The sequence below is a fragment of the Sphingomonas sp. Leaf198 genome (assembly GCF_001424005.1).
Taxonomy (GTDB): Bacteria; Pseudomonadota; Alphaproteobacteria; order Sphingomonadales; family Sphingomonadaceae; genus Sphingomonas.
On the sequence record NZ_LMPX01000003.1, the window covers coordinates 500949 to 522487 of the forward strand.

Genomic DNA, 21539 nt, shown 5'->3' on the forward strand with positions numbered 1-21539 from the left:
GAACGCGTTCGACGAATCGCCCGGCCAGTGTGGGCTGCCGCGGCGATTTCAGCGTCCTCCTTCGTAACCGAAAGGATAAAAATGCCCAAGCTGAAGACCAAGAGCGGCGTCAAGAAACGCTTCAAGCTCACCGCCACCGGCCTGCTCAAGCACGGCGTCGCCGGCAAGCGTCACCGTCTGGCGCATCACAACGGCAAGTACATCCGTCAGAACCGCGGCACCAAGCTGCTGTCGAAGGCCGATACCGCAGCAGTGAAGGCCTGGGCGCCTTACGGCCTGCGTTGAGCTGAGAAGGAATTAGACAATGGCACGCGTAAAACGGGGTGTTACCACCCGCGCCAAGCACAAGCGTATTTTGGTTCAGGCGAAGGGCTATTATGGCCGTCGCAAGAACACCATCCGCATCGCCCGTCAGGCCGTCGAGAAGGCCGGACAGTACGCATATCGCGACCGCAAGGTTAAGAAGCGCACGTTCCGTGGTCTGTGGATCCAGCGCATCAACGCCGGCGTCCGCGCCGAGGGTCTGACGTATTCGCAGTTCATGCACGGCGTGAAACTGGCAGGGATCGAACTCGACCGGAAGGTCCTGGCCGACATCGCCATGCACGAGGGCGCTGCATTCAGCGCCATCGTCGCCCAGGTGAAGGCGGCTCTTCCCCAGGCCGCGTAATTCGCGACTGAGGTGAGTTTCGGGAGGGCGTCGGTGGGAGACCACCGGCGCCCTTTCTGCGTTCTGGCGGGGGGCGCTGGAAGGAACGCGTAGTTTCTCAGGCTCAAGCTTCGATACCGATCTCCAACTATGATCACCTCTCGCCCCTCCTCCGTCATCCCGGCGAACGCCGGGACCCATGGTTACGGCGGACCCGGCGATAACGTGCTACCATCACCCGCCCGCTACCGTGGGTCCCGGCGTCCGCCGGGATGACGGGGCTTTTGATGACGGAGCTCTAGAGCGCTGAGCTGTAGAGCGATCGAGCGGTGATCAGGGGAGCACGAAATGCGCGAAACCTTCCAGCCGTGCGTCTACATCCTTCACTCCCGCCGCCACGGCACGCTCTACATCGGCGTCACCTCAAACTTGCTCGCACGCCTCGTTCAGCACCGAGAGGGGTTGATCCCCGGCTTCACTCGCCGGTACGGCATCAAGCGTCTCGCCTATTACGAGATGTTCGACACGATGGAGGCCGCGATCGTTCGCGAGAAGCGGCTGAAGGAGTGGCGAAGAGCGTGGAAGATCGATCTGATCGAAGCGCGCAACGAAAATTGGGACGATCTGGGTATCGGCCTCGGGCTGCCCCGCCTGCCCGAACTACCGACCGAACCCGCCCTGGGAGTATGACGTGACGCAAGACCTGAACCAGATGCGCGACCACATGCTGACGGCGATCGCCGCCGCATCCGGCCTCGACGCGCTCGACGCGTGCCGGGTCGAGGCGCTCGGCAAGCAGGGCACGATCACCGCGCTGCTGAAGACGCTCGGCAAGATGACTCCGGAAGAACGCCTCGTCCAAGGCCCGCTGATCCAGGGCCTGCGTGAGGCCGTGGCCAACGGCATCGCCGAGCGCAAGGCGACGCTCGAACGCGCCGCACTCGACGCGCGCCTCGCCAGCGAAACGCTCGACATGACGCTCCCCGCCGACGCGACGCCCGCCGGCACGATCCACCCGGTCAGCCAGGTCATGGACGAACTCGCCGAGATCTTCGCCGACCTCGGCTTCGCGGTCGCGACCGGTCCCGAGATCGAGACCGACTGGCATAATTTCACTGCGCTCAACATCCCCGAGACGCACCCCGCGCGCGCGATGCACGACACCTTTTATCTCCAGCAGGGGATCGACGCGAAGGCCGCCGGCGCCGCCGACGAGAAGACGACCTTCTCGCTCCTCCGCACGCACACCTCGCCGGTCCAGATCCGCACGATGTTGTCGCAGAAACCCCCGATCCGCATCATCGCCCCCGGCCGCACCTACCGTTCGGATTCCGACGCGACGCACACGCCGATGTTCCACCAGGTCGAGGGCCTCGTGATCGACAAGGGCATCACGCTCGGCCATCTCAAATGGACGCTCGAGACGTTCGTGAAGGCGTTCTTCGAGCGCGACGACATCGTGCTCCGCCTGCGCCCCAGCTACTTCCCGTTCACCGAGCCGTCGGTGGAGATCGACGTCGGCTACACGCTGGTGAAGGGCAAGCGCGTCGTCGGCGGCGCCGAGCCCGATGGCTGGCTCGAGATCCTCGGCTCGGGCATGGTCCACCGCAAGGTGATCGAAGCCTGCGGGCTCGACCCCGACGAATGGCAGGGCTTCGCGTTCGGCTGCGGGATCGACCGCCTCGCCATGCTCAAATACGGCATGGACGACCTCCGCCCGTTCTTCGACGGCGATATCCGCTGGCTCAAGCACTACGGCTTTTCGAGCCTCGACGTCCCCACCTTGTCCGGCGGAGTCGGCGCATGAAGTTCACCCTCAGCTGGCTCAAGCAGCACCTCGAAACCACCGCCACGCTCGACCAGATCGTCGAGGCGCTGACCCGCATCGGCCTCGAGGTCGAAGGCGTCGAGAACCCCGGCGAGAAGCTGGCCGCGTTCAAGATCGCCAAGGTGCTCAGCGCAGAACGCCATCCGCAAGCCGACAAGCTCCAGATCCTGTCGGTCGACGCCGGTAACGGCCCGCTCCAGGTCGTCTGCGGCGCCCCCAACGCACGCGCCGGCCTGGTCGGCGTGTTCGGCGCACCCGGTGCGTACGTCCCCGGTCTCGACGTCACGCTCAAGCTCGCGAGCATCCGCGGCGTCGAATCGAACGGCATGATGTGTTCGACGCGTGAGCTGGAACTCGGCGAGGACCACGACGGCATCATCGAACTGCCCGAAGACGCCCCGATCGGCACCACCTACCCGGACTATGCGGGCCTCACCGATCCGGTCATCGACGTCGCGATCACCCCCAACCGCCAGGACTGCATGGGCGTCCGCGGCATCGCCCGAGACCTCGCCGCCGCCGGCCTCGGCACGCTCACCCCACTGACCATCCCCACCGCCCCCGTCATCCCGGCGGACGCCGGGACCCAAGGTGCGGCAGGGGCAGACGGCGAACTCGATCCCCGCCGTAGCGGCAATAACGGAGCAAGGACTGGGGCCGGACCCGATGTCGCGACCCTGGACCCGGAAGGCTGCCCCGCCTTCTTCGCCCAGACCGTCACCGGCGTAACCAACGGCGAATCCCCCGAGTGGATGCGCCGCAGCCTCATCGCGATCGGCCAGAAGCCCATCTCCGCGCTCGTCGACATCACCAACTATCTGATGATCGACCTCGGCCGCCCGCTGCACGTCTACGACCGCGCGAAGCTCTCCGGCGGACTCGTTGCGCGGAAGGCCAAGGACGGCGAGCAGGTCGTTGCGCTCAACGGCAAGACCTACACGCTCGACGCGACCATGACCGTCATCGCCGACGACACCGCTGTGCACGACATCGGCGGCATCATGGGCGGCGAGCATTCGGGCGTCTCGGCCGACACCACCGACGTGCTGATCGAATGCGCGTATTTCGATCCCGACCACATCGCGCGCACCGGCCAGAAGCTGACGCTTACCTCCGACGCGCGCAGCCGCTTCGAACGCGGCGTCGACCCGGCGTTCCTCGAAGACGGCCTGGCGATCGCCACCGCGCTCGTCCTCCACATCTGCGGCGGCACGGCCAGCGACGTCACCCGCTCCGGCGAGCCCCCGCTCGAGCCCCGCGTGATCCACTACGACCCGCGCTTGAGCGCAGACCTCGGTGGCCTCCACGTCGCCCCCGAACGCCAGGCGCGGACCTTGCTGTCGCTTGGCTTCACAATTGGCGCGATCACGTCCGCCGACGCGTTCAGCGACGCGCTGTTCTCGACGATCGAGGGCAAATGGCCGGTCACGGTCCCGACCTGGCGCCGCGACGTCGACGGCCCCGCCGACCTCGTCGAGGAGGTCGTCCGCATCGAGGGCATCGACAATATCCCCTCGACGCCGCTCCCGCGCATGCCCGGCGTCGCCAAGCCGACCGCCACGCCCGAGCAGAAGCTCGAACGTAGGGCGCGTCGCGCGGCGGCGGCACGAGGGCTCGACGAAGCGGTAACCTGGAGCTTCCTCTCCGACGCCGAAGCCGCGCCTTTCGGTGGCGGCGCGTGGACGCTCGCCAACCCGATCAGCGAAGACCTAAGAGTCATGCGCCCCTCGCTGCTCCCCGGCCTGCTCGCAGCGACCGGCCGCAACCTCAAGCGCGGCCAGCAGAGCGTCCGCCTGTTCGAGATCGGCCGCCGCTACTTGGCCGAAGCCGAGCGAGCGACGCTAGGCGTAGTCCTCGCCGGCGACCGCCGCCCCCGCGGCTGGCGCGATGGGAAAGCGGCGACCTTCGACGCGTATGACGCGAAGGCCGAAGCGCTGGCGCTTCTCGCGGCCTCGGGCGCGCCGGTCGATAACCTGCAAGTCATGGGAGAGGCCGGCGACGCATGGCACCCCGGCCAGTCCGGCACGCTCCGCCTCGGGCCGAAGACGGTGCTGGCGAGCTTCGGCATGCTCCATCCATCCGTCCTGAAGGCGTTCGATCTCGATGGCGCCGTCGCCGCGGTAGAAGTCTACCTCGACGCGATCCCGCCCAAGCGCGCGTCTGGCTTCGCGCGTCCGGCCTACACGCCGCCGGCGCTGCAAGCCGTCCGCCGCGACTTCGCGTTCCTCGTGCCGGCGGCGCTCGCCACCGACACGCTGGTCCGCGCGGTCAAGGGTGCCGACAAGGTCGCGATCGTCTCGGCCCGCGTGTTCGACGTGTTCACCGGGGCAGGGGTTGAGGACGGCGACAAGTCGGTCGCGGTCGAGATCGTCCTGCAACCGACCGCCAAGAGCTTCACCGACGAAGAGATCAAGGCGATCGCCGACAAGGTGGTAGCGGCCGCCGCAAAACAGGGCGCGAGCCTGAGAGGATAACGCTCCCCCAAACACCACCCCGGCGAAGGCCGGGGTCCAAGTGGCGAGGCCGGTGTAACGGAGCGATGCCTTTCGTTATCACCGTCCCCCAATTGGGCCCCGGCCTTCGCCGGGGTGGAGTGAGGTGGAGTGGGGTGAGCGTTTTGAAGCCTCGCGCGTTTGAGGCTCACGGAAGGAACCGCATGACCGACCTGATCACGATCGCCAACGACCACCTCACCGCGCAGATCAACCCGCACGGTGCCGAGCTCACCCACCTCCACGACGCCGATGGCCGCGAGCTGATGACCAATGCCGACCCGGCCTTCTGGACCGGTCACGCGCCGATCCTTTTCCCCGTCGTCGGCGTCGTCAACGAAGGCGTCATCCGCCTAGATGGCACCGCCTACCCAATGCAGAAGCACGGCTTCGCACGCCATTCGATGTTCGACGTCGTCGCGCAGTTGGAAACCTCCGCCACCTTCCGCCTCACCGACAGCGAGGAAACCCGCAAAGCCTACCCGTTCGCGTTCGCACTCGACATCGTCTTCACGGTAGACGGCGCGACGCTGACGCTCGAGGCGCACATCCACAACCGCACCGACGCGGCGATGCCGGCAAGCTTCGGCTTCCACCCCGCCTTCGCCTGGCCGCTTCCCTACGGCGAGCCCCGCGCCGATCACCGCATCACGTTCGACGCCGACGAACCCGGCAAGCTGAAGGCGATCAGCCCCGACGGCCAGATCGCCGTCGACGAGCGCCCCTCGCCGGTCGAGGACCGCGTCATCGCCCTGCGCGACGAGCTGTTCGCCAAGGACGCGCTGGTCTGGGATCCGATCCACTCCGACGCCGTCACCTACGGCGCCGAGACCGGCCCGCAGTTGAAGATCGCCTTCCCCGACACGCCCAAGCTCGGCATCTGGACCAAGCCCGGCGCGGCCTATGTCTGCGTCGAACCCTGGCACGGCATCGCCGACCCCGAAGGCTATACCGGCGACTACCGCGACAAGCCCGGCGTGTTCGAGATCCCCGCCGGCGGTACGAAGCGCATCGAAATGAGCGTGACGCTGGTGACTACCACCATTTGAACCAACTGCATCGGACCTCTGCGATCCTCCCCCGCCAGGGGGAGGTGGCTGGCTCTTGCCAGACGGAGGGGGAGGTAAGGGAGAACCGCTGTTCCGTGTCCTCCCCCTCCGACGCTTCGCGCCACCTCCCCCTGGCGGGGGAGGATCGAACATCGGTCCCAACCGGAGAGGATGACCAATGTCTCCCCTCTGTCCTACACGCCCCGCATCTGCCAATAGCACGCGATGATCGCTGCATGCCGCCTCCTCCCGATCCCGCCGCGTCCCGCGCGGGAAGGGGATTGCGAGCGGCACGTAGCCTGAACTTCCTTACCTTCCGAGCCCAGACTCGGCGCACCGGACCCTCGCCATGACCCAATTTCCCCGCCGCACCTTCGCGATCATCTCGCATCCCGATGCCGGCAAGACCACGTTGACCGAAAAGCTGCTCTACTTCGGCGGCGCGATCCATCTCGCCGGCGAGGTGAAGGCGCGCGGCCAGACCCGCCGCGCGCGCTCCGACTGGATGAAGATCGAGCAGCAGCGCGGGATCTCGGTCACGTCCTCGGTGATGACGTTCGAGCGGCAGGGGATCACCTTCAACCTACTCGACACGCCGGGCCACGAGGACTTCTCCGAGGACACCTATCGCACGCTGACCGCGGTCGACTCGGCAGTCATGGTGATCGACGCAGCGAAAGGCATCGAGCCGCAGACGCGGAAACTGTTCGAGGTCTGCCGCCTGCGCAACGTGCCGATCATCACCTTCGTCAACAAGGTCGACCGCGAGGGCCGCGATCCGTTCTCGCTGCTCGACGAGGTGGCCGAGATGCTCCAGCTCGACGTCTGCCCGATGAGCTGGCCGGTCGGCATGGGCGGCGAGTTCGAGGGCGTCTACGATCTCTACGCCAACACGCTGAGCCGCCCCGAAGGCGACAGCCGCGAGTTCATGGGCAAGGCGATCCCGTTCACCGGCATCGACGATCCCGAACTCGCCAAGATCCTCAGCCCCGAAGCGATGATCCGCTTGAACGACGAAGCCGAACTCGCACAGGGTGGCTATTCGAGCTTCGACCCCGAGGCCTATCGCGCGGGCAATTTGACGCCGGTCTATTTCGGCTCGGCCCTCAAGGACTTCGGCGTCGCCGAACTGATCGCCGCGCTCGCCGACTATGCCCCGCCACCGCGCGCGCAGCCGGCCGAGCCTGCGCCTGTGTCCCCGGATGAGCCCGAAGTCACCGGCTTCGTGTTCAAGGTGCAGGCGAACATGGACCCTAACCACCGCGACCGGATCGCGTTCATGCGGCTGTGCTCGGGCGTGTTCAAGCGCGGCATGAAGCTGACGCCCACCGGCCATGGCAAGCCGATCGCGGTGCATTCGCCGATATTGTTCTTTGCGCAGAACCGCGAACTGGCGGATGAGGCGTTCCCCGGCGACATCATCGGTATTCCCAACCACGGCACGCTGCGGGTCGGTGACACGCTCAGCGAGAAGGCCACGATCCGCTTCACCGGCCTGCCGAACTTCGCGCCCGAAATCCTGCGCCGCGTGGTGCTGAAGGATTTCACCAAGACCAAGCAGTTGCGCAAGGCCCTGGACGACATGGCCGAGGAGGGGGTGACGCAGGTGTTCTACCCCGACATCGGCTCGAACTGGATCATCGGCGTGGTCGGGCAGCTCCAGCTCGAGGTGCTGCTCTCGCGGCTGGATGCGGAGTACAAGGTCGCGGCCGGGCTCGAACCCGCCCCCTACGAGACCGCGCGCTGGATCACGGCGGAAGACCCGCTCGAACTGAAGACCTTCGCCGAGATCAACCGCGGCGCAATGGCCAAGGATCGCGACGGCAACCCCGTCTTCCTCGCCAAGAGCGCCTGGGAAGTGAACTACATCGCCGAGCGCTACGCGAAGATCCGCTTCGCCGCCACGCGCGAGCGGTAAGGGGGCCGCAACCCCTATCCGTCGTCATCCCCGCGCAGGCGGGGATCCATACTGGCTGACCTCAGCAATCAATCCGCAAACCCTCGAGCATATGGGTCCCCGCCTCCGCGGGGATGACGAGGCGGATGGTATGAGAATCAGTCCGCGGCGAGCGCTTCTGCCAGCATGTCGCGGATCGCGCGCAACGCGGTCATCGGCGACTCCGCCTGCGCCACAATCTCCGCGGGCCCAGGTATCGCAGGTGCGCGCTTCTCGGCCCCCAGCAACTGCTGGACGCCGCGGACGGTATAGCCCTCGCGGTTGAGATACTGGTCGATCCGCCGCACCAGCGCGACATCCTCCGCGCGGTAATACCGCCGGTTGCCCGCGCGTTGCAGCGGCTTCAACTGGGGAAAGCGCGTTTCCCAGTAGCGCAGGATATGCTGCGGCAGGCCGGTATCGCGCGACAGTTCGCCGATCGTCCGAAACGCCGCACCGGCCTTTTGCCCCCCGGCATCGGGTAGTACGTCGTCGGTATCAGGCATGTCGGGCGTCAGTCCGCCTCGACGATGCGTTCCCGCATCATCTGGCTAGCGCGGAACGTCAGCACGCGGCGCGGTGCGATCGGCACCTCGATACCCGTTTTCGGGTTGCGGCCGACGCGCTCACCCTTGTCGCGCAGCACGAACGTCCCGAACCCCGAAATCTTGACGTTCTCGCCCTGCGACAGCGCGCCACACATCTCGGTCAGGATCTGCTCGACGATCTTGGAGGAATCCGAGCGCGACAGCCCGACCTCCTTGTGGAGCGATTCGGCCAGATCGGCCCGCGTCAAAGTACCCGTCGTCATGTTCATCAAGCTCCCACACTCGGCGAACCTCCTACACAAGCGCGGGAGCGACCGGAAGAACTTTTGTTCTACAAGTGAATCGAGATGTTTCGAAAGGATTAGAAGCGGATAACCGCGGCGCCCCAGGTGAACCCGCCGCCCATCGCCTCTAGTACGACGATCTGTCCTTGTCGGACACGTCCATCGCGCACGGCGACGTCCAACGCGAGCGGAACCGAGGCCGCCGAGGTGTTCGCGTGCTGGTCGACGGTGACGACGACCTTCTCCGGCGCGAGGCCGAGTTTGCGCGCGGTGGCATCGAGGATCCGTGCGTTCGCCTGGTGCGGGACGACCCAGTCGACCTGGTCCGACGACAGCCCGGCTATCGCCAGCGACTCGGTCATCACCGAAGCCAGGTTGGTGACGGCGTGGCGGAAGACCTCGCGGCCCTTCATGCGGAGCTTGCCGACGGTGCCGGTCGTCGAGACGCCGCCATCGACATAGAGGAGTTCGTTGTGGCGGCCATCGGCGTGCAGCTTGGTCGTCAGGATGCCGCGACCGCCGTCATCGGCGGTGTCCTGCGCCTCCAGCACAATCGCACCGGCGCCGTCGCCGAACAGCACGCAGGTCGTCCGGTCTTCCCAGTCGAGGATGCGGCTGAATGTCTCCGCACCGATCACCAGCGCGCGCTTGGCGACGCCGCTGCGGATCATGCTGTCGACGACCTGGACCGCGTAGAGGAAGCCCGAGCAGACCGCCGCGACGTCGAACGCGACGCAGTCGTTGATGCCAAGCATCGCCTGCACCTTGGTAGCACTGGCGGGGAAGGTCTGGTCGGGGGTGGCGGTGGCGAGCACGATCAGGTCGATGCTCTGCGCGTCGATACCGGCGGCGGTGAGCGCGGCCCGGCATGCGTCGGCGGCGAGCGTCGCGGTCGTCTCGCCCTCGCCGGCGATGTGGCGAAAGCGGATGCCGGTGCGCTCGACGATCCACTCGTCGCTGGTGTCGACCTGTTCCGCCAGCTCGGCGTTGGAGACGCGGCGCGCGGGCAGGGCGGAACCGGTGCCGATGACCACAGACCGGATCATGCCGCCTTCTCCACGCTGCCGAGATCGTCGGCGATGCGCCGGACCAGATCGTTGCGGACCATCTTGGCGGCATTGCCGATCGCGGTCGCGACGCCGCGCTCGGTAGCGCCGCCGTGGCTCTTCACGACGATGCCGTTGAGCCCCAGAAACACAGCGCCGTTGTGATTGTTGGGGTCGAGATGATCGCGCAGCAACTCGGTCGCCGGCCGCGAGATCAGGAAGCCGAGCTTCGACCGGACCGAGCTACGGAACGCACGCTTGAGCAGGTCGGCAACGAATCGCGCGGTGCCCTCGGCGGTCTTCAGCGCGATGTTGCCCGAGAAGCCGTCGCATACGACGACGTCGACCTCGCCGCGCGACAGACGGTCGCCCTCGATGAAGCCGTTGAACTGCATGTCCACGGCCGGCGTCGCACGCAGCTGAGCCGCTGCGTCGCGAATCTCGTCCGTGCCCTTCATGTCCTCGCTGCCGATATTCAGCAGCGCGACGCGAGGATGCGGGATGTCGAGCGCGGTGCGCGCATAGGCGGCGCCCATGATCGCGAACTGGACGAGGTTGCGCGCATCGCACTCGGTGTTCGCGCCGAGGTCGAGCATCACCATGTCGGTGTCACCCAGCGTCGGCAGACGCGCCGCGAGGGCCGGCCGGTCGATCCCGGGCAGCATCCGCAACGACAGCTTCGCCATCGCCATCAGCGCGCCGGTATTCCCCGACGACACCGCAGCGGCGGCGCGACCCTGTTTCACCAGGTCGATCGCGATGCCCATCGAGGTCTTCTTGGCGCGACGAATCGCCTGGGTCGGCTTGTCGCTCGACCCGACGACTTCCGGCGCGTGGACGATCTCCGAATGCTGCGACAGGTTCGGATGAGCCTTCAGCCCCTCGCGAATCGCAGCTTCGTCGCCGACCAGCAGGAAGCGCATGCCCTCGAATTGATGACGCGCGCGGGCGACACCGGCGAGCATCACTGCCAGCCCGTCATCGCCACCCATCGCATCGACCGCGATCCAGCCGCTGTCGGGCATCGCTTATCCTTCGTTCAAGTTAGAGGTTCCGGACGGAAGCCTCAGCCCTCGATCGAGAGGATTTCGCGACCGTTATAGTGACCGCACGAACCGCACAGGTTGTGCGGACGCTTCAGTTCGCCACAGTTGGGGCATTCCTGGAACGACGCGATCGTGAGCGAGTCGTGGCCACGGCGCATGCCGCGCTTGGAGGGCGAGGTTTTTCTTTTGGGGACGGCCATTTCGGCACCTTGTTCAATCTAAAGGTCGGGGCTCCGAGTACGTCCGGACACGGGACACAGGCAACCGACAAGAATGCCGGCCGCCTGAAGCAACCCATGCGGCCTGACGCTCGCGAAGCGTGGCGCTATAGCGATTTCACCCCGCGTTGCAAGCTTTGGCCCCCCACGTTGCAACCCCTGATGTCCAGTGGCAGGGCATGCGCCTGACAAAAGACCTGATATTCGAGGGGCAACGCCGTGATATTACCCGTAACGCTGACGATCGCCGCGGCCGCCGCCGTCGTCAACCTGTGGCTCGCCTTCCGAATCGTGCCGATGCGCGTGAAGGATAACGTGCTGATCGGCGACGACGGCAACCAGCGGCTGCAGGCGCGGATGCGCGCGCACGCCAACTTCACCGAATACGCGCCGTTCATCCTGATCCTGATCGGGCTGATCGAGCTTGCCGGCGGATCGACGCTGTGGCTGTGGATCGCTGGTGCGGTGTTCGTGATCGCGCGAATCGCTCATGCGTTCGGGATGGACCGGACGACATCGAGCGTGCCGCGGGCCGGGGGTGCGCTGGCGACCTGGGCGCTGATGGCGGTGCTCGCCGGCTGGGCACTGACGATCGCGTATCAGGCGAACAGCGTGCCCACTGCCAAGACCTTCCAGGTCGTGCCGTCGGGTGGCCGGGCATGAGCGCGCTTCGCTATCTTACCGTTGCCACGCTGCTGGCTGCCTCACCGGCCGTCGCGCAGGTATCGCCAGAGCGGTTGTCCGCCGACGTGAAGACGCTCGCCTCCGACTCGTTCGAGGGCAGGGCGCCCGGCACCCCCGGTGAGACCAAGACGATCGCGTGGCTGATCGCGCAGTTCAAGGCGATGAAGGCGCAACCCGGTGGCCCGAACGGCAGCTGGACGCAGCCAGTGCCGCTCGTCCACACCCGGATGGGCTCGGGCACCGTCCGCGCCGGCGACACCGCGCTGGTGCAGGGCCGCGACGTCTATCTCAGCACCGTCCGCGGGGTCGACCGCGTCGCGATCGCCAACGCACCGATGGTGTTCGTCGGCTACGGCGTCAGCGCGCCCGAGCGCGGCTGGGACGATTTCAAGGGGCTCGACCTCAAGGGCAAGGTGGCCGTGTTCCTCGTCAACGACCCCGATTTCGAGGCGGCTGCGGGCGACGACGCGAAGGGCAAGTTCGGCGACCGCCGGATGACCTATTACGGCCGCTGGACGTACAAATACGAAGAGGCCGCGCGGCGTGGCGCGGTCGGCGCGCTGATCGTCCACGACACGGCGGGCGCGGGGTACGGCTGGAACACGGTCACCGCCCCCGCCGGCGAGAATTACGATATCGTCCGGAAGGATCCCGAATCGCGGGTGATGCTCCAGGGCTGGCTCGAAGGTGGTGCAGCGACCCGGTTGTTCGCCGCATCCGGCCTCGATCTGACGGCGTTACGGAAAGCGGCGCGGCGGAGCGACTTCCGCCCGGTCGCGCTGAAGCAGGCGTTCACCACCGATCTGCCGGTCAAGCACGACACCGCCGTGAGCCAGAACGTGCTCGCCAAGCTGCCGGGCACGAAGCACGCGGACGAAGTCGTGATGTTCGGGGCGCACTGGGACGCCTACGGCATTGGCGCGCCCGACGCGCAGGGGCGCACCATCCGCCCCGGCGCCAACGACGACGGTCTCGGCGTGGCAGGCGTCCTCGAACTCGCGCGCAATTTCGCCAAGGCCCCCCGCACCGACCGCAGCCTCGTCTTCGCGCTGTGGAGCGGCGAGGAGCGCGGGTTGCTCGGTTCGGAGACCTATGCGGTGAACCCGGTCTATCCGGCCGCCAAGACGGTCGCCAATTTGACGCTCGACATCCTTGAGACCGCAGGGCCGGCGAAGGACGTCATGCTGGTCGGCGCGGGCCAGAACAGCCTCGAGGACATGCTCGGCGATGCCGCGAAGGCGCAAGGCCGTGTCGTCACCCCCGAAGCGCTCCCCGAACGCGGGCTGTTCTACCGCGCCGACCATTTCTCGGTCGCGCGGCGCGGCGTGCCGACCTTACTGCTGATGGCGATCAGTGGGGCGCCGGATCTGGTCAAGGGTGGCCGGACTGCGGGGCAGGCGTGGCTCGACGGCTATATGAAATGCTATCACCAGACGTGTGACGCTTGGGGCGCCGACTGGGACCTGCGCGGGGCGGCGCAGGACGTGGAGTTGTTCAAGACGATCGGCACGAAGCTGGCGAACAGCCGGTTGTGGCCCGAGTGGCGCGACGGGTCGGAGTTCAAGTCGGTGCGGGCTGAGACGGTGGGGGAGCGGAAGTAGGTCGACCATCCAGCTAAATACCACCCCGGCGAAGGCCGGGGCCCAATTGGAAAGGTCGCTGTAACGGAGTTTGACCTACGCCAATCTACCTCCCCCAATTGGGCCCCGGCCTTCGCCGGGGTGGAGTGATTGGGAGGTGGCGCTTCTTCTTGTTCTCCCGCGAAGGCGGGAGCCCAGGGTTACAGGCGCTACCACTTGGTATCCTGGACCCCCGCCTTCGCGGGGGAACGGTAGAAAGTTATTCCGCCAAAGCCCGATCGCTCACGAACATATTCGTCGCCCGCTCATGCGCAAACGTGCTCGCCGGCCCATGTCCCGGAATAAAGCTCGTATCGCTCCCCAGCGGCCACAGCTTCTCGACGATCGATTTCACCAGCGTCTCGTGATTGCCCCCGGGCATGTCCGATCGCCCGACCGACCCCTGGAACAGCACATCCCCCACCTGCGCGAACTTCGACGGCGCGTGGTGGAAGATCACATGCCCCTCGGTATGTCCCGGCGTCTCGTACACATCGAGCACCAGATCCCCGACCGACACCGTATCACCCTCGACCAGCCACCGGTCCGGCTCGAAATTCACCCCCGAAATCCCGTATTTCGGCCCGTCCTGATCGAGCCGCTGTAACCAGAAGCGATCCGCCTCGTGCGGCCCCTCGATCGGCACGCCGAGATCGTTCGACAGCCGCTTGGCGCCTCCCGCATGATCGATATGCCCATGCGTCAGCAGGATCTTCTCGACCGTGACCCCCGCCTGTTCGACCGCCGCCATGATCCGCGGCAGGTCGCCGCCCGGATCGATCACCGCCGCCTTCATCGTCGCGGTGCACCAGATGATCGTGCAGTTCTGCTGGATCGGCGTAACGGGCACGATCGCGGCGCGGAGTGGTGGATTTGTCATGCCGCCGAAATAGGATGACGCGGCGGTTGGAGCAATCGCCGCTTGCGGTTTACCCCATCGCCCGTGCAACAGTGAAGGCGATGTGGACCGCGCCCTACGTGTTGCTCGATGACGCCCGCGCGGCAGGCGCCCCGGCGCGAGTGTACCGCGATCCCGTCCGGATCGTCCGCGCCGATACGCTCGCCGAAATTCTCCCCGCACTCGACGCCCTCCGCGACGCCCGCAAGGAAGGGCTGCATGCCGCCGGGTATCTTACCTACGAAGCCGGCGCCGCACTCGCCTCGAGGCCCGTCGACGTCGGCACCGAAGGCCCGCTGCTCTGGTTCGGCCTGTTCGCCGAGTACCAGACGATAGCACCCGAAGACGTCGCCGCGTTGCTCCCCGACCCTGCTGGCGCGTGGACCGGTGCGCCCGAGCCGCTGATCGACCGCGCCACCTACGACGCCAGCCTGTCGCGCGTGCTCGACCTGATCGCGGCGGGCGACATCTACCAGGCCAACCTCACCTTCGCCGCCACCGTCCCGTTCGTCGGCGACCCGCTCGCGCTCTACGCCCGGCTACGGAGTCAGGCGAAGGCGGGCTATGGCGCGCTGATCGACACTGGCGAGACGCGCTTCCTGTCGCTGTCCCCCGAACTCTTCTTCGCGCTTGACGGCGACACGCTCACCTGCCGCCCGATGAAGGGCACCGCACCGCGCGGCGACACGCCCGATGCCGATCGCGCGCTCGCCGAAACACTGGCCGCCGACCCGAAGCAGCGCGCCGAGAACCTCATGATCGTCGACCTGATGCGCAACGACCTGTCGCGCGTCGCTACCCACGTCGCAGTCCCCGACCTGTTCACCGTCGAGACCTATCCGACCGTCCACCAGATGACCTCGACCGTCACCGCAACCCTGAAACCTACCTGCGACGCGGTCGACGTCCTGACCGCACTGTTCCCCTGCGGATCGATCACCGGCGCGCCGAAACAACGCGCGATGGAGGTCATCGCCGAGGTCGAGCACGCGCGCGTTCGCGGCATCTACACCGGTTCGATCGGTCGTTTCGACGCGAACGGCGATGCGATCTTCAACGTCGCCATCCGCACATTGGCGATCCAGAATGGCGCAGCGACGATGAGTCTCGGCTCGGGCATCGTCGCCGACAGCGTGGGCGACGCCGAATGGGACGAATGCCATGCCAAGGGCGCGTTCGTCACCGCCGGCCAGCGCCGCTTCGACCTGATCGAAACGATGGCGTTCGACCCCGAGGCCGGCCTTACCCGTCTCGAAGCGCATCTCGCGCGGATGAAGGCGAGCGCCCAGGCCTTGGGCTTCACCTTCGACCGCCACACCGCGCGCAACGAACTCCAGGCCGCGACTTTCCGGTTGCGCGGACCCCGCCGCATCCGCCTGTTGCTCAGCCCATCGGGCGCGATCGCGATCGAGGCGGCACCGCTCCAGCACTCTCCTGCGCAAGCAACCGTTGCGATCGTCCCGCTGCCGGTCGCCGCGACCGACTTCCGGCTCCGCCACAAGACAAGCGCCCGCGCCTTCTACGACGACGCGCGGAAAGCCGCGGGGACGTTCGAGGTGCTGTTTGAGGATGCCGACGGCTTCCTCACCGAAGGCAGCTTCACCTCCTTGTTTGTCCAGCGCGGCGAAGCACTCGTCACGCCGCCGCTACGGCATGGCCTGCTCTCCGGGATATTGCGAGCCGACCTCCTTGAATCGGGTCGCGCAACCGAAGCCCCGCTAACCCGAGCCGACCTGACCGCCGGTTTCTTCATCGGAAATGCGGTCCGCGGGCTCATTCCTGCCATCGTTACGGTTGCGAATTCGGCCAAGCGGAGCGTATAGCGCCCGCGAATTCCGCGGCGACGCTCGCGGACAACCGCAAAGGTTACACCATGCACGCATCCGCCGCGCTCGGCCGCATCAGCCCCTCGCCGACGCTCGCGATCACGTCGCGCGTCCTCGAACTGAAGCGCGCAGGCGTCGACGTGATCGGGCTTGGCGCGGGTGAACCCGATTTCGACACGCCGGACTTCGTGAAAGAAGCCGCGATCCAGGCGATCCGCGACGGCAAGACCAAATACACCAACGTTGACGGCACGATCGAGCTGAAGCAGGCGATCGTCGCCAAGTTCGCGCGCGACAACAACCTCACCTACACCACCGACCAGATCAGCGTGAACGTCGGCGGCAAGCACACCCTGTTCAACGCGATGGTCGCGACGATCGATCCGGGCGACGAGGTCGTCATCCCCGCGCCGTACTGGGTGAGCTATCCCGACGTCGTGCAGTTCGCCGGTGGCGTGCCGGTCATCGTCAAGGCGGGTCCCGAGGTCGGCTACAAGCTCGATCCCGCCGCGCTCGATGCTGCGATCACGCCGAAGACCAAATGGGTGATCCTCAACTCGCCGTCGAACCCAACGGGGGCCGGCTACACGATCGACGAGCTGAAGGCGCTCGGCGCGGTGCTGGCGCGGCATCCGCACGTATGGATCTTCGCCGACGATATGTATGAGCACATCGTCTATGACGGCTTCAAGTTCGCGACGATTGCGGAAGCGTGTCCCGAGCTGTTCGAGCGCACGCTGACCGTCAACGGCTGCTCGAAGGCCTATGCGATGACCGGCTGGCGGATCGGCTATGGCGCCGGCGCATCGTGGCTGATCAAGGCGATGGCCAAGCTCCAGTCGCAGTCGACCTCGAACCCGTGCTCGATCGCCCAAGCCGCCGCTGTTGCCGCCCTCAACGGCGACCAGTCGTTCCTCGCCGAGCGCAACACCGCGTTCCAGGGCCGTCGCGATCTGGTCGTCTCAATGTTGAACGAGATCGACGGCATGCACTGCCCGACGCCGGAAGGTGCGTTCTACGTCTACCCGTCGTTCGCCGAGCTGATCGGCAAGACGACGCCGAACGGCCGCCTGATCGACACTGACGAGGCGATGGTCGGCTATCTGCTCGACGACGCCAAGGTGGCCGTCGTGCAGGGCGCCGCGTTTGGCCTCAGCCCCGCGTTCCGGATCAGCTACGCCACCTCGGACGCGCTGCTACGCGAGGCCTGCACGCGCATCCAGACGGCGTGCGCCGCGCTGAAATAACGCTGGCAACAATCGAGACACGCGGCGACATCTTCTGGCAACCCCGCCGGGCGATGCCTGCTGCACGATGAACGCATCGGCCACGGCGCGTTAATCGAGAGTTTCTAAAAACGACATTGTGGTTGGCCGGCATCTCTACGACATGCCGGTCCGTAGCTGACGCTGACCTATCCGGCCGGCGCCATCACTGGGTTTCATTGGGATCGCATCATGCGCAGCATCGTAAAGTCGAGTTTCTTCTGGCAGTTCAGTGGCGGTTTCGTCCTCGGCGCTATCGGCTTGCTCGCCCTCCAGCCCGCCGAAGCCCGCCAGACGTTCGCCAGCCATTTCGAGCACAGCGCCTCCGCCACCGCGCGATAACTGCCACCTGGTAACTGCGGCGACGGCCTAGCGAAGCGCAAGCGCAACCCCATGTATCAAAACATGAAAAAGCCGCTTCTCGCCACGCTCGCCGCCGTCGGTATCGCCGGTGCGTTTATTGCCACCGGCACCGCGCAAGGCGCCCGCGCCGTCGTCATCCCCGCCGTCAAGACCGACCTTCCTGCAGCGCCCGGTATCCAGACCGCGGTGTTAGCGGGCGGCTGCTTCTGGACGATGGAAGCGGTGTTCGAGCATGTGAAGGGCGTGAAGGCCGTCACGACCGGCTATGCCGGCGGCACCAAGGCGACCGCGACCTACGACCAGGTTTCCGCCGAGACGACTCGGCATGCCGAAGCGATCAGGATCGCGTACGACCCTCGCGTGGTGAGCTACGGTACGCTGCTTCGCGTCTATTTCTCGATCGCGCATGATCCGACGACGTTGAACCGCCAGGGACCGGACAGCGGCACCAGCTATCGCTCGGCGATCTTCCCGCAATCGCCCGCGCAGGCGCAGGTGGCGCGGGCGTACATCGCGCAGCTCGGGGCGACGCATGCGTTCTCCGGGCCGATCGTGACGAAGCTGGAGACGGGGACGTTCTATCCGGCGGAGGCGTATCACCAGAATTTCTACGACCGGAACCCGACGCACCCGTATGTCGTGATGTGGGACAAGCCCAAGGTCGCGGCGTTCCGCGCGGCGTTTCCGACGATTTCCAGCTGAGGCTGCACCTGCCGTAAGGGCGTTCCACCCCGGCGAAGGCCGGGGCCCAATTGGAAAGGTTGCAGTAACGACGGACAAACCTTCGTTATGCGCCGCCCGCAATTGGGCCCCGGCCTTCGCCGGGGTGGTGCTTATTTACTTGTCTACCTGATCAGCAACAAACGTCAGGCAGCAACCGGAAACCGCAGCATCCGGTCCGCCACCGGCACCATGGCCTCGGCCCCAACCCCCACCGCGCGCACGATCTCCGGATGATCCACATCCAGTCCCCCGGTTAGCGACCCGAACGCCGGCAGGATAAGCTTAGTCGCCGTCGCCACGAAACACCGCCGCGCGACCGACTTCCCCCGCACCCTTAGCCGAAGCTTGGGATGGAAATGCCCCGACAGTTCCGGCCGCGTCTCCGCCCGGTCCGCTTCGTGCCGCAGTACCAGTCCGTCGACGACCACCTCGTCCACGACGTCCCCGCCACACCGATCGAGGATCGCCGGATCGTGATTGCCCGTGATCCATGTCCAGCGCGTCCCGTCGGTCATCGCCCGCAGCATGTCCTGCGCACGCTGCGGCAGTCGCTCGCACCCTTCGCTGTCGTGGAAACTGTCGCCCAGGCACCAGACTTCGCGCGCGCCTGTCGCCGCGACCAGCGCGGTGAGATCGGCCAGCGTCGCGATCGAATCATACGGCGGCAGCATCTGGCCGCGCTTGGCGAACCAGCTCGCCTTCTCGAAATGCAGGTCGGCGACCAGCAGCGCACGCCGCTCCGGCCAGAACAGCGCGCCTTGCGCCAACGCCAGAAGCGCATGCCCGCCGAACGAAAAGGGAACCATCCGCCCGCCATGCCGCCCCCGCCGCACCGAATCAACCCGCCATCGTCGCGAACGGCGTGGGGCTTGCGCATGCCCCCAATCGGCGTAAAGCGCGCCGTCCCCTCAGGAGGAGCGCTCTTCGCGCCATGACGTCCGTCGCCGGAACACCCCAAACTGCAGTCGTGACCGAACCGTCCCCCGATAGCTCGGCTGGACAGGGGGGGGCGGAGGCGTGTGCGCCGTCGGATCTGTCCGCAGCGCATCTCCACCCGCATCCGGCACTCGCCGCGCTGACCGTCGGCGCGATCGGCGTGGTGTTCGGCGATATTGGCACCAGCCCGCTCTACGCCTTCCGCGAGGCGCTCGGCCAGACGTCCGCAGGCGGCATCGATCCGACCGAGATTCTCGGCGTGCTGAGCCTGGCGCTCTGGTCGCTGTTCCTGGTCGTGACCGTCAAATACGTCATCTTCCTGATGCGCGCCGACAACCAGGGCGAGGGTGGCGTGCTGGCGCTGGCGGCGCTCGCCCGTCGCGCGCTCGGCATGCGGTCGCGGATCGCGATCGTGCTCGGCGCGGCGGGTGCGTCGTTGTTCTACGGCGATGCGATCATCACGCCGGCGCTGTCGGTGCTCTCCGCGATGGAGGGCCTGCGGACGATCCCCAGCGCCGCGCATATCTTCAACGAAGGCGTGGTGCGCGCGCTGACGATCGGCATTCTGATCGCGCTGTTCCTGATCCAGTCGCGGGGCACTGCACAGGTATCGAAGCTGTTCGGCCCGGTCTGCATCCTCTGGTTCGTGGCGATCGGTGCGCTTGGCATTTGGCATATCGCCGACGAACCCTCGATCGTCCGCGTCTTCCTGCCGACTTACGGCATTTCGTTCCTTGCCACGCACGGCGTCACCGGCTTGTTCGTGCTCGGCGCAGTGTTCCTGACCGTCACCGGCGCTGAAGCCCTTACCGCGGACATGGGCCATTTCGGCAGGCTGCCGATCCGCATCGGCTGGTTCTTCCTCGTCTTCCCGGCGCTCGCGCTCAACTATCTGGGGCAGGGCGCGTTCGCGCTCGCCAAGCTCGAAGCTGCGGCGCGGCAGGGTATTCCGTTCGTCAATCAGGACTGGTTCTTCCTGATGGCGCCCGAATCGCTCCGAGCGCCGCTCATCATCCTCGCCGGCTTCGCGACGGTGATCGCCAGCCAGGCGGTCATCACCGGCGCGTTCTCGCTGACGCAGCAGGCGATCCAGCTCGGCCTGCTCCCGCGGCTGCGCATCCGTCAGACGTCGGCGGTGTTCGCCGGCCAGATCTACCTGCCCGCAATCAACTGGCTGCTGCTGATCGGCGTGCTGGTGCTGGTGATCCAGTTCAAGACGTCGTCGGCGATGGCGGCCGCGTACGGCATCGCGGTCACCGGCACGATGGTGGTCACCACCTTGCTCGCGTACATCGTCGTCCGCCACCGCTGGAACTGGTCACGCCCGCTCGCACTGACCGCGATCCTGCCGTTCCTGACGCTCGACCTGATCTTCTTTGGCGCGAACATCCTGCGCGTGATCGAGGGTGGCTGGGTGCCACTCGTCATCGCCGCCGCGATCGGGCTGATCATCTTCACCTGGGTGCGCGGCAAGAAGATCGTCAGCGCGTTCGAGAAGCGCCAGAGCATCCCGCTCAGTGATCTCGCCTCGGCGCTGGAGAAGCGCCCACCCGAGCGCGTGTCGGGGACGGCCGTGTTCCTGACCGGCAACCCGCACGCGACACCGGGCGCGCTGCTGCATAACCTGAAGCACAACAAGGTGCTCCACGAGCGCAACCTGATCGTCAGCATCCGCACCGCCGACCGGCCGTTCGTCGACGAAGCGTCACGCGCGAAGGTCGAACGCGTCGACGACAATTTCTCGATCGTCGTGCTGACCTACGGCTTCATGGAGTCGCCCGACGTGCCGCGCGATCTCGGGATCGGGACGAAGACCGAACAGCTCGGACTGGACCCGATGCGCACCTCGTTCTTCATCGGCCGCAACACGCTGAAACCCGATGCGGAAAAGGGTATGCCGCCGTGGCAGGACCGGATCTTCATGTTCCTGCAACGCAACGCCAGCGACCCGACCGACTTCCTCAAGATCCCGCCGGGCAAGGTGCTCGAACTAGGCGAACAGGTCACCGTCTAAGCCCAGAGTGGGGCGGACGGTTTCAAGAAGTGAAGCGCGTGCTCCCTCGCCCCTCCGGGGAGAGGGAAGGGGCCCGCGGCGCTTGCCGTGGAAAGGGAGAGGGGCGTTGTAGGCC

Annotated in this window: 21 protein-coding genes; 14 read left to right on the forward strand and 7 right to left on the reverse strand. The window is 66.5% G+C overall.

Annotation, left to right across the window (positions count from 1 at the left end):
* The first annotated feature begins 81 nt into the window (after positions 1 to 81).
* From rpmI to ASG20_RS14945, 7 genes are all read left to right on the forward strand, one after another.
* A complete protein-coding gene (gene rpmI, locus ASG20_RS14915; protein WP_031395289.1) occupies positions 82 to 285 on the forward strand; it encodes a 50S ribosomal protein L35 in 204 nt (67 codons plus the stop codon).
* Positions 286 to 304: 19 nt separating this feature from the next.
* On the forward strand, positions 305 to 670 hold the full coding sequence (gene rplT / locus ASG20_RS14920) for a 50S ribosomal protein L20 (RefSeq protein ID WP_056054375.1): 366 nt from the start codon (positions 305 to 307) through the stop codon (positions 668 to 670).
* 327 nt (positions 671 to 997) lie between these two features.
* Positions 998 to 1339, forward strand: a complete 342-nt coding sequence (locus tag ASG20_RS14925; RefSeq protein WP_056054377.1) for a GIY-YIG nuclease family protein — start codon at positions 998 to 1000, stop codon at positions 1337 to 1339.
* A gap of 22 nt (positions 1340 to 1361) precedes the next feature.
* A complete protein-coding gene (pheS, locus tag ASG20_RS14930; RefSeq protein WP_201780733.1) occupies positions 1362 to 2456 on the forward strand; it encodes a phenylalanine--tRNA ligase subunit alpha in 1095 nt (364 codons plus the stop codon).
* Positions 2453 to 4951, forward strand: coding sequence for a phenylalanine--tRNA ligase subunit beta (pheT, locus tag ASG20_RS14935; protein ID WP_056054383.1), 2499 nt, complete (start codon positions 2453 to 2455; stop codon positions 4949 to 4951). The genes pheS and pheT overlap by 4 nt, the downstream gene beginning before the upstream one ends.
* A 182-nt stretch (positions 4952 to 5133) precedes the next feature.
* Positions 5134 to 6018 carry an aldose 1-epimerase family protein gene (locus ASG20_RS14940; protein ID WP_056054386.1) on the forward strand — a complete coding sequence of 295 codons (885 nt, stop codon included), beginning with the start codon at positions 5134 to 5136 and terminating at the stop codon, positions 6016 to 6018.
* A gap of 349 nt (positions 6019 to 6367) precedes the next feature.
* Positions 6368 to 7936 (forward strand): peptide chain release factor 3, encoded by a 1569-nt coding sequence (locus ASG20_RS14945; RefSeq protein ID WP_056054389.1) that lies wholly within the window; start codon positions 6368 to 6370, stop codon positions 7934 to 7936.
* Positions 7937 to 8073: 137 nt separating this feature from the next.
* On the opposite strand, the gene ASG20_RS14950 is transcribed toward ASG20_RS14945, so the two are convergent.
* The 5 genes from ASG20_RS14950 to rpmF all read right to left on the reverse strand — a co-directional run bounded on the left by ASG20_RS14950 (position 8074) and on the right by rpmF (position 11078).
* Positions 8074 to 8460 carry a MerR family transcriptional regulator gene (locus ASG20_RS14950; RefSeq protein WP_056054392.1) on the reverse strand — a complete coding sequence of 129 codons (387 nt, stop codon included), beginning with the start codon at positions 8458 to 8460 and terminating at the stop codon, positions 8074 to 8076.
* An 8-nt stretch (positions 8461 to 8468) separates the two neighbouring features.
* Positions 8469 to 8771: an integration host factor subunit alpha gene (locus ASG20_RS14955; protein WP_404969217.1), complete on the reverse strand. Its 303-nt coding sequence runs from the start codon at positions 8769 to 8771 to the stop codon at positions 8469 to 8471.
* A 92-nt stretch (positions 8772 to 8863) separates the two neighbouring features.
* Entirely contained in the window at positions 8864 to 9832 is a 969-nt protein-coding gene (locus ASG20_RS14960) for a beta-ketoacyl-ACP synthase III (protein ID WP_056054395.1), read from the reverse strand.
* Complete coding sequence (gene plsX / locus ASG20_RS14965; RefSeq protein ID WP_056054397.1) at positions 9829 to 10857, reverse strand: phosphate acyltransferase PlsX; 1029 nt, start codon at positions 10855 to 10857, stop codon at positions 9829 to 9831. Before plsX ends, ASG20_RS14960 begins: the two co-directional genes overlap by 4 nt.
* A 41-nt stretch (positions 10858 to 10898) precedes the next feature.
* Positions 10899 to 11078, reverse strand: coding sequence for a 50S ribosomal protein L32 (rpmF, locus tag ASG20_RS14970; RefSeq protein WP_056054400.1), 180 nt, complete (start codon positions 11076 to 11078; stop codon positions 10899 to 10901).
* Between the two features lie 237 nt (positions 11079 to 11315).
* Here rpmF and ASG20_RS14975 point away from each other — a divergent pair, with 237 nt between their 5' ends.
* Together ASG20_RS14975 and ASG20_RS14980 are read left to right on the forward strand one after the other, a co-directional pair.
* Positions 11316 to 11759 carry an MAPEG family protein gene (locus ASG20_RS14975; protein WP_056054403.1) on the forward strand — a complete coding sequence of 148 codons (444 nt, stop codon included), beginning with the start codon at positions 11316 to 11318 and terminating at the stop codon, positions 11757 to 11759.
* Positions 11756 to 13381, forward strand: coding sequence for a M28 family metallopeptidase (locus ASG20_RS14980; protein ID WP_056054406.1), 1626 nt, complete (start codon positions 11756 to 11758; stop codon positions 13379 to 13381). Before ASG20_RS14975 ends, ASG20_RS14980 begins: the two co-directional genes overlap by 4 nt.
* A gap of 238 nt (positions 13382 to 13619) precedes the next feature.
* On the opposite strand, the gene ASG20_RS14985 is transcribed toward ASG20_RS14980, so the two are convergent.
* The gene (locus ASG20_RS14985) at positions 13620 to 14279 is read right to left on the reverse strand and encodes an MBL fold metallo-hydrolase (RefSeq protein ID WP_056054410.1); all 660 of its coding nucleotides are present in this window, start codon (positions 14277 to 14279) and stop codon (positions 13620 to 13622) included.
* An 80-nt stretch (positions 14280 to 14359) separates the two neighbouring features.
* On the opposite strand from ASG20_RS14985, the gene pabB reads away from it, so the two are divergent.
* The 4 genes from pabB to msrA all read left to right on the forward strand — a co-directional run bounded on the left by pabB (position 14360) and on the right by msrA (position 18453).
* Positions 14360 to 16120, forward strand: a complete 1761-nt coding sequence (gene pabB, locus ASG20_RS14990) for an aminodeoxychorismate synthase component I (protein ID WP_201780734.1) — start codon at positions 14360 to 14362, stop codon at positions 16118 to 16120.
* A gap of 50 nt (positions 16121 to 16170) precedes the next feature.
* On the forward strand, positions 16171 to 17370 hold the full coding sequence (locus ASG20_RS14995) for a pyridoxal phosphate-dependent aminotransferase (RefSeq protein WP_056054414.1): 1200 nt from the start codon (positions 16171 to 16173) through the stop codon (positions 17368 to 17370).
* A 210-nt stretch (positions 17371 to 17580) separates the two neighbouring features.
* The gene (locus tag ASG20_RS19715; RefSeq protein WP_167397741.1) at positions 17581 to 17730 is read left to right on the forward strand and encodes a hypothetical protein; all 150 of its coding nucleotides are present in this window, start codon (positions 17581 to 17583) and stop codon (positions 17728 to 17730) included.
* A gap of 63 nt (positions 17731 to 17793) precedes the next feature.
* Complete coding sequence (gene msrA, locus ASG20_RS15000) at positions 17794 to 18453, forward strand: peptide-methionine (S)-S-oxide reductase MsrA (protein ID WP_056054854.1); 660 nt, start codon at positions 17794 to 17796, stop codon at positions 18451 to 18453.
* A 164-nt stretch (positions 18454 to 18617) separates the two neighbouring features.
* Here msrA and pdeM read toward each other — a convergent pair whose 3' ends face one another.
* The gene (gene pdeM / locus ASG20_RS15005; protein WP_056054417.1) at positions 18618 to 19280 is read right to left on the reverse strand and encodes a ligase-associated DNA damage response endonuclease PdeM; all 663 of its coding nucleotides are present in this window, start codon (positions 19278 to 19280) and stop codon (positions 18618 to 18620) included.
* Between the two features lie 227 nt (positions 19281 to 19507).
* Between pdeM and ASG20_RS15010 the strand changes: the two genes are divergently transcribed.
* A complete protein-coding gene (locus tag ASG20_RS15010) occupies positions 19508 to 21424 on the forward strand; it encodes a potassium transporter Kup (protein WP_056054857.1) in 1917 nt (638 codons plus the stop codon).
* Positions 21425 to 21539: the final 115 nt, after the last annotated feature.